At 64.9% G+C, this 6,308-nt stretch carries 9 protein-coding genes; 5 read left to right on the top strand and 4 right to left on the bottom strand.

Features of this window, described 5'->3' with window-relative positions; genetic code table 11:
* Both AC5E6L_RS13320 and AC5E6L_RS13315 read left to right on the top strand, forming a co-directional pair.
* A partial coding sequence (locus AC5E6L_RS13320; RefSeq protein WP_491773906.1) for a sugar ABC transporter ATP-binding protein occupies positions 1 to 1,216 on the top strand: 1,216 nt, incomplete at its 5' end.
* 24 nt (positions 1,217 to 1,240) lie between these two features.
* Positions 1,241 to 2,032 carry an SDR family oxidoreductase gene (locus AC5E6L_RS13315; protein WP_491228988.1) on the top strand — a complete coding sequence of 264 codons (792 nt, stop codon included), beginning with the start codon at positions 1,241 to 1,243 and terminating at the stop codon, positions 2,030 to 2,032.
* 199 nt (positions 2,033 to 2,231) lie between these two features.
* Here AC5E6L_RS13315 and AC5E6L_RS13310 read toward each other — a convergent pair whose 3' ends face one another.
* The gene (locus AC5E6L_RS13310) at positions 2,232 to 2,768 is read right to left on the bottom strand and encodes a gamma carbonic anhydrase family protein (protein WP_491228989.1); all 537 of its coding nucleotides are present in this window, start codon (positions 2,766 to 2,768) and stop codon (positions 2,232 to 2,234) included.
* A gap of 241 nt (positions 2,769 to 3,009) precedes the next feature.
* Here AC5E6L_RS13310 and AC5E6L_RS13305 point away from each other — a divergent pair, with 241 nt between their 5' ends.
* On the top strand, positions 3,010 to 3,732 hold the full coding sequence (locus tag AC5E6L_RS13305) for a hypothetical protein (RefSeq protein WP_491773903.1): 723 nt from the start codon (positions 3,010 to 3,012) through the stop codon (positions 3,730 to 3,732).
* Between the two features lie 6 nt (positions 3,733 to 3,738).
* On the opposite strand, the gene AC5E6L_RS13300 is transcribed toward AC5E6L_RS13305, so the two are convergent.
* From AC5E6L_RS13300 to AC5E6L_RS13290, 3 genes are all read right to left on the bottom strand, one after another.
* A complete protein-coding gene (locus tag AC5E6L_RS13300; protein ID WP_491228991.1) occupies positions 3,739 to 3,951 on the bottom strand; it encodes a DUF3126 family protein in 213 nt (70 codons plus the stop codon).
* 100 nt (positions 3,952 to 4,051) lie between these two features.
* Positions 4,052 to 4,867, bottom strand: a complete 816-nt coding sequence (cysE, locus tag AC5E6L_RS13295; protein ID WP_491228992.1) for a serine O-acetyltransferase — start codon at positions 4,865 to 4,867, stop codon at positions 4,052 to 4,054.
* A 73-nt stretch (positions 4,868 to 4,940) separates the two neighbouring features.
* Positions 4,941 to 5,705 (bottom strand): alpha/beta fold hydrolase, encoded by a 765-nt coding sequence (locus AC5E6L_RS13290; RefSeq protein ID WP_491228993.1) that lies wholly within the window; start codon positions 5,703 to 5,705, stop codon positions 4,941 to 4,943.
* A 141-nt stretch (positions 5,706 to 5,846) separates the two neighbouring features.
* Here AC5E6L_RS13290 and AC5E6L_RS13285 point away from each other — a divergent pair, with 141 nt between their 5' ends.
* Together AC5E6L_RS13285 and AC5E6L_RS13280 are read left to right on the top strand one after the other, a co-directional pair.
* Positions 5,847 to 6,098 carry a zinc-finger domain-containing protein gene (locus AC5E6L_RS13285; protein WP_491228994.1) on the top strand — a complete coding sequence of 84 codons (252 nt, stop codon included), beginning with the start codon at positions 5,847 to 5,849 and terminating at the stop codon, positions 6,096 to 6,098.
* A 14-nt stretch (positions 6,099 to 6,112) separates the two neighbouring features.
* Positions 6,113 to 6,308: FAD-dependent monooxygenase (locus AC5E6L_RS13280; RefSeq protein ID WP_491773899.1), on the top strand; the 196-nt coding region annotated here is incomplete at its 3' end.

Raw genomic sequence — 6,308 nt, 5'->3', positions numbered from 1 at the left:
GGCCCTTCTGCCGCATCTCAGCATTGCCGAGAACGTCTTTGTCGGCCGCTATCCGAACCGGTTGTTTGCCGTTGACCAAGGGCAGATGGAAGAGCTTGCCCGAGCCAGCCTGCAACGGCTCGGGCTACAGGTTTCCCCCCGACGGCTCGTTCGGGGCCTGTCCACCGCAAATCAGCAATTGATCGAGATCGCCAAGGCACTGGCGCTCGATGCGCGGCTTTTGATCCTCGATGAGCCGACGGCAGCTCTCGGCGGCGAGGAAACCGAAAAGCTCTTCGAGCAGATATCCCGCCTGAAAGCCGATGGCGTGGGCATCGTCTACATTTCGCACCGGCTTGAAGAGGTCAGGCAGATCGCCGACCGCATTGTCGTCATGCGTGACGGTACCAAGGTTCAAGAGTTTGATTCCGCCGACGTTCCGGTGCGAACCATCGTCGAGGCGATGGTCGGCCGCAGCCTCGATCGCATGTTCCCGCACATACCCGATCCTGAAGATGAGGTCGTGCTCAAGGTCGACAAGCTGTCCTCGCCGCACGGCACCTTCGCTGATGCGAGCTTCTGTGTCCGCAAGGGAGAAATCTTCGGGATCGCGGGCCTGGTCGGCGCGGGTCGCACGGAGCTTGTCCGCGCAATCGCCGGGATAGATCCGATAGCATCGGGCCGCATCGAACTGAATGGCCAAACCCTGACATTGCGCACGCCGCAAGACGCGATCCGGCGGGGCATCGTCATGGTTCCGGAGGATCGCAAGCAATTGGGGCTGGTGCTCGACCACCCGATATCGGAGAACATTGCGTACGCGAACCTCAAGGCCGTCGCGCCGAATGGCTTCATAACCAAACGAAGTATCGCCGCCTTTGCCGACAGGAACATTCAAAGGTTCGGCGTCAAGGGGCGCAGGCACCAAAACGCCGACGAGCTGTCCGGCGGCAACCAGCAAAAGGTCGTCCTGGCGAAGTGGCTGGCGAGCGACCCCAATGTCGTCGTCCTGGACGAGCCCACGCGGGGCATCGACGTCGGAGCCCGCTCGTCGATCTATGACATCATTGTCGGGCTCGCCGAAAACGGTGTCGCCGTCATCGTTGTGAGTTCGGACCTTGAAGAGATTCTGGGCGTGTCCAGGCGGATCATGGTGATGGCACAGGGGCGCCAAGCCGGCATTCTCGATCGTTCCCAGGCCAATGACGTGTCGATCATGGAGTTGGCGACCTCTTAGGGCTTCAGCGGTACAGGAAGAAAAATGCCAGACATTTCACGACACGCACCCGATCTTTTCGATCTGTCCGGCCAGGTGGCGTTCGTCACCGGTGCCGGCAGCGGCATTGGCCAGCGCATAGCGATCGGATTGGCGCAATGCGGTGCGGATGTCGCCTTGCTGGACCGTCGCTCCGATGGCGGCCTTCAAGACACTGAACGCGCGGTGATCGAAACCGGGCGCAGAGCGATCGCCCTTACAGCCGATGTGACGTCCGGCTCGGATCTGGAAGAGGCCGTCAACCGGACGCAGGGTGAGTTGGGGCCCCTCACCCTCACTCTCAACGCCGCCGGTGTCGCCAACGCCAACCCCGCCGAGGACATGTCGGAGGATCAGTACCAAACCCTGATGGACATCAACCTGAAAGGCGTGTTTCTGTCCTGCCGGGCGCAAGCGCGCGCGATGATCGCCCATGGCCGGGGCGGGGCGATCGTGAACATCGCCTCCATGTCGGGCGTCATCGTCAATCGCGGTTTGAGTCAGGCCCACTACAATGCATCCAAGGCGGGCGTCATCCACATGACCAAGTCCATGGCGATGGAATGGGTGGACCGGGGCATTCGCGTGAACTGCATATCGCCCGGCTATACGGCCACGCCAATGAACACGCGCCCCGAGATGGCGCACCAGACCAAGGAGTTCGAGCGGCAGACACCGATGCGGCGCATGGCCGATGTCGACGAGATGGTCGGACCCGCGGTGTTTCTGCTGTCCGGTGCATCCTCGTTCTGCACCGGCGTGGACCTTTTGGTGGACGGCGGGTTCTGCTGCTGGTGAGGCGGGTGTCGTCGCCCGGCACTTAAATGCAAGAATGTGGCGGTTTCGCTCGTTTTAGGCAGTTGATCGTGAGAATCTCAAAGGAAATTCTCAAATTAAGTGCAATCGCATCAGTTTTAACATCATGAATTATTTGCCATTAATGCGCCAGCTTCAGTAAATTTGACACGGAAATGTTGCCGACGCTGCTTCTCAACAGCTAGGGTTTGGAGCAGGGCGCGAGCCCGGCCGCGAAGCGGCGGGCGTTCTCGACATAGTGATCGGCCGATTCGCGCAAGGCCGCGACATCCGCCTCATCCAGGGTCCGCGCGATGCGGGCCGGCGCGCCCACGATCAGGCTGTTGTCCGGAAAGCTCTTGCCCTCGGTGACGAGCGCGCCCGCGCCGACCAGGCTGTTGGCGCCGATCCGCGCGCCGTTGAGCACGATCGCCCCGATCCCGATCAGGCTGTTGTCGCCCACCGCGCAGCCGTGCAGCATGGCGCGGTGGCCGATCGTGCAGCCCTCGCCCACGGTCAGCGGAAAGCCCATGTCGGTATGCATGACCGTGTGCTCCTGCACATTGGTGCGCGCGCCGACCGTCAGCGGTTCATTGTCGCCGCGCAGCACGCATCCGAACCATATGCTGCAATCATCGTGCAGAGCGACCCGGCCGATCACCTTGGCGTCCCCGGCCAGGAAGGCCGGCCCGTTTCCGACGATCTGCGGCGCAACGCCATCGAGCGCATAAAACGACATGTCGGCCCCCTGCCCGTTTGCGATGCCCATTCCCGTACCATGGGGCCCGCCTGCGTTCCAACGTTCCAAGGAAAAGATCGCACCGCCAAAGCCCGGCGACAGACGCCCGTTAACCATGCCGTAACCATAACCCGTTGGAGTGCCGCAAGCGCCGTGCCGGGATCGCACGGCACTCGATCATTGCGAGCCGCCGCCCATGACAACCGCCCAGACCCAACCAGCCCGGCCGAACGATCAGGCCGTGACGCCCAATATAACCGACGGTCTGCCCGGCGCGGCATGGCGCGCCTTGTGGACGCTGGCGGCCATCGCAACCGTCTCGGCGGCCATGGTCCTTGCCGGCAATTCTTACGGCGACCGATTGCTGCGGGCCAATCTGAGCACCTCGGCCGCGCCGCTGCGGATCGTCATCGGCAACGATGTGCTCGATGTGCCGCAGAACATGTTCCGCCACGCCGAACAGCGCGCGGCCGGCGTCACGAGCCGTGTCGACCTGAAAATCCACTGGCCCGAACTGTCCGGCTACCGCACCGATCTGGCCGGTGCGTTCTCGGACACCGATCCCGCCACGGTGCAGACCGTCCTGATTTCGATCACCCCGCGCCAATGGCTGCTCGACATGGCCGGGCGGCTCGATCTGGTCTACCATAAGGCGTTCGATGCGAGCCGTCCGGCGCGCACGGTCCATGGCCTGACCGCCGTGCCGCTCGACCCGGCGCACGGCTATGTCGATGAGACCCTCTACCATGCGCCGGCGGCCACGGGCGCGATGCCGGCCTTCATCGCCCGCTGCAACGCGCCCGCCGCCGATCGGGAGCCGCTGCTTCTGGCCTGCGAGACCGACCTCTTCGCCGGCGAGACGCTCGACGTCCGCATACGGTTCCCTGCCCGTTTTCTGTCGGACTGGAGCCGATTCAAGGCCGAACTTGACGGCCTTCTTCAAGGCTTGATCGTCACGCCGTGAGCGTGATCACTCTTCCAGATCGATGTCGAGGATCGACATGGACAGATCGTAGGACACCTCGCCCTCATCCTCGATGCGCGAGACGATGCCGAGAAATTCATCGCCCAGATAAAGCTCGGCCGAATCGGCCAGCCTGGGCCTTGCCCGGACCGCCAGGGACGCATTTCCGAAGGTGCGCCGGAAATAGGCGGTGAGCTGTTCGAGTTCGCTGGCTTTCACGTATGTCCCCCGGATCGGCTTGCAAAATCCGGCTATGACCGCCGGTCGCGCCCCAGTGGCATGCAAGGCCGGACGGTTCAAGGCCGGGCAAGGCCGATTTTCATGACAAGGTCTGATCCATGGCGCGGGACGGCTCGGCGCATCCGCTCTCGCCGACCACCTTCGCGGGCACGCCGGCCACGGTCTTGAACGGGGGCACGTCGGCCAGCACGACGGAGCCGGCCGCCACCTTGGAGCATTTGCCGACCTCGATATTGCCGAGGATCTTCGCGCCCGCGCCGATCAGCACGCCCGCGCCGATCTTCGGATGCCGATCGCTTCCTTCCTTGCCGGTGCCGCCGAGCGTCACCGAATGCAGGATCGAGACATTGTCTCCGACAATCGCCGTTTCGCCCACGACCAGACCCGTCGCATGGTCAAGGAAGATGCCCTTGCCGATCCGCGCGGCCGGATTGATGTCGGTCTGGAACTCCGACGAGGACCGGCTTTGCAGATAGAGCGCGAAATCGCGCCGGCCGGCATTGTGGAGCCAATGGGCGAGACGGTGGGTCTGGATCGCGTGGAAGCCCTTGAAGTAGAGCAACGGCTCGATCAGGCGATTGCATGCCGGATCGCGATCGCAGACCGCGTGCAGGTCGATCCGAACGGCTTCCGAGAACGTTTCGTCGGCACCGAGCATCGCATCGAATGCCTGGCGAATCAGTTCGGCCGGCACATCCGGATGGTCGAGCCGTTCGGCGATGCGGTGCGCGATGGCCCGTTCCAGGCATGGCTGGTTCAGAACGCCCGTATGAAAGAATGTTCCGATCGCCGGGTCGGCTTCGACCGCAGCACGCGCGTCCTGGCGGATGCGGTGCCAGATCGGATCGACCGGATTGATCGCGGGCGCTTGCCTGCGCTTCTTGTCATGGGCCATCGGGGGCTCCCAACGGGTTCGCCGACATTGATTCTAGACGAGTTGACGTCCATTTGGAACCGTCACGCCGCATTCAGGCGGCGTCCACATCGCCAAGAAAGGCCAGAACCGCCTTCTTGAACCTTGCATCGCCCACCGCCAGCATATGGTCGCGCCCCTCGATGTCGAAGGCGCGCGCGCGCCGCATCAGCGCGGCGAGAGGGCCGGGCGCGCCGGCCAGATCGTCCCTGGTGCCCACGCCGATCAGCGTCGGCGCTGCGATCGCGCCCATCTGCTCGGGCGTCAGGGGCATGCGGGACGCGCCGATGCAGGCCGCGAGCGCCACGCGGTCGCTTCCGGTCTGCTCGGCGAAGGCCCGGAACATGCGCCCGCGCGCATGGGTGACATCGTCGAGCGAGGGCGCAAGGAGCGCTGCGGCGATCGGGTCCCAGTCGCCGACGCCGTCGACCATGCCCATCCCCAGCCCCCCGAGGACGAGGCTGCGCACCCGCGCGCCGTGGCCGAGCGCGGCGAAGGCGCAGATCCGCGCGCCCATCGAATAGCCGAACAGGTGCGCGGTTTCGACCGTCAGGTGATCGAGCAGCGCGATCGCGTCGTCCGCCATCTTTTGCGGTGTGTAGGCGGCCGGATCGTGCGGCTTTGCGCTTTCGCCATGGCCGCGATTGTCGAGCGCGATCACGCGGTAACCCGCCCCGGTCAGCGCGCCGACCCAGCCCGGACCGACCCAGTTGACGTTGCGATTGGAGGCGAAACCGTGGACCAGAAGGACAGGCTCGGCCTCGGGTGGCCCGGCGTCCAGATAGGCCAGGTCGAGATCGCCATGGGAGAAGAACGGCATCGGGGCCTCTTTGTGCGGTTGCGACGATCGTTCAGCGAAACACGGGTGGAAATCCGCCGCGCGACTGGCTACCAAGTTCCACGGCGCGGCGAAAGGGCCGCGCCCGTTTCGACCCGACTGGCACGAGACCGGAGACCCGCCATGGCCGGTGGCCCCACACCGCATTTCCACAACGACGCCGGACACCCCCGCATCGCGATCGGCGTCAGGGAGTTCATGTGCGTGGGCGCGATGCCGCCCCAGGACCACCCGCACGTGTTCCTCGACATGGGTGACGAAGACGAGATCGTGTGCCCCTACTGCTCGACGCTCTACGTTCACAACGCCGCGCTCGGCGCCGGTGAAACCGAGCCGGCCGGCTGCGCCTTCGACGCGCCGGCCACCGCCGCCTGAGGCCCGCCGGAGCCATGGCCGAGCCGATCCTCGTTGCGGGCGCCGGCATCGGCGGCCTGACCGTCGCCCTGGGGCTTGCACGGCAGGGCCGCGCGGTCCGTCTCGTCGAAGCGTTCGAGGCGCCCTCGGAGATCGGCGCGGGCCTTCAGGTGCCTCCGAACGCCTGCCATGTGCTGGACCGGCTCGGCCTTCTTGGGGCCTTGAAGGCAA

This window comes from Roseitalea sp. (genome assembly GCF_984466335.1).
This window is presented reverse-complemented; position numbering and strand designations above follow the sequence as displayed.

Coding starts and splice junctions, on each gene's coding strand:
- cysE (WP_491228992.1), bottom strand. CDS start 4,867: ATGGCCCATGACAAGAAGCGCAGGCAAGCGCCCGCGATCAATCCGGTC.
- AC5E6L_RS13310 (WP_491228989.1), bottom strand. CDS start 2,768: ATGTCGTTTTATGCGCTCGATGGCGTTGCGCCGCAGATCGTCGGAAAC.
- AC5E6L_RS13285 (WP_491228994.1), top strand. CDS start 5,847: ATGGCCGGTGGCCCCACACCGCATTTCCACAACGACGCCGGACACCCC.
- AC5E6L_RS13315 (WP_491228988.1), top strand. CDS start 1,241: ATGCCAGACATTTCACGACACGCACCCGATCTTTTCGATCTGTCCGGC.
- AC5E6L_RS13290 (WP_491228993.1), bottom strand. CDS start 5,705: ATGCCGTTCTTCTCCCATGGCGATCTCGACCTGGCCTATCTGGACGCC.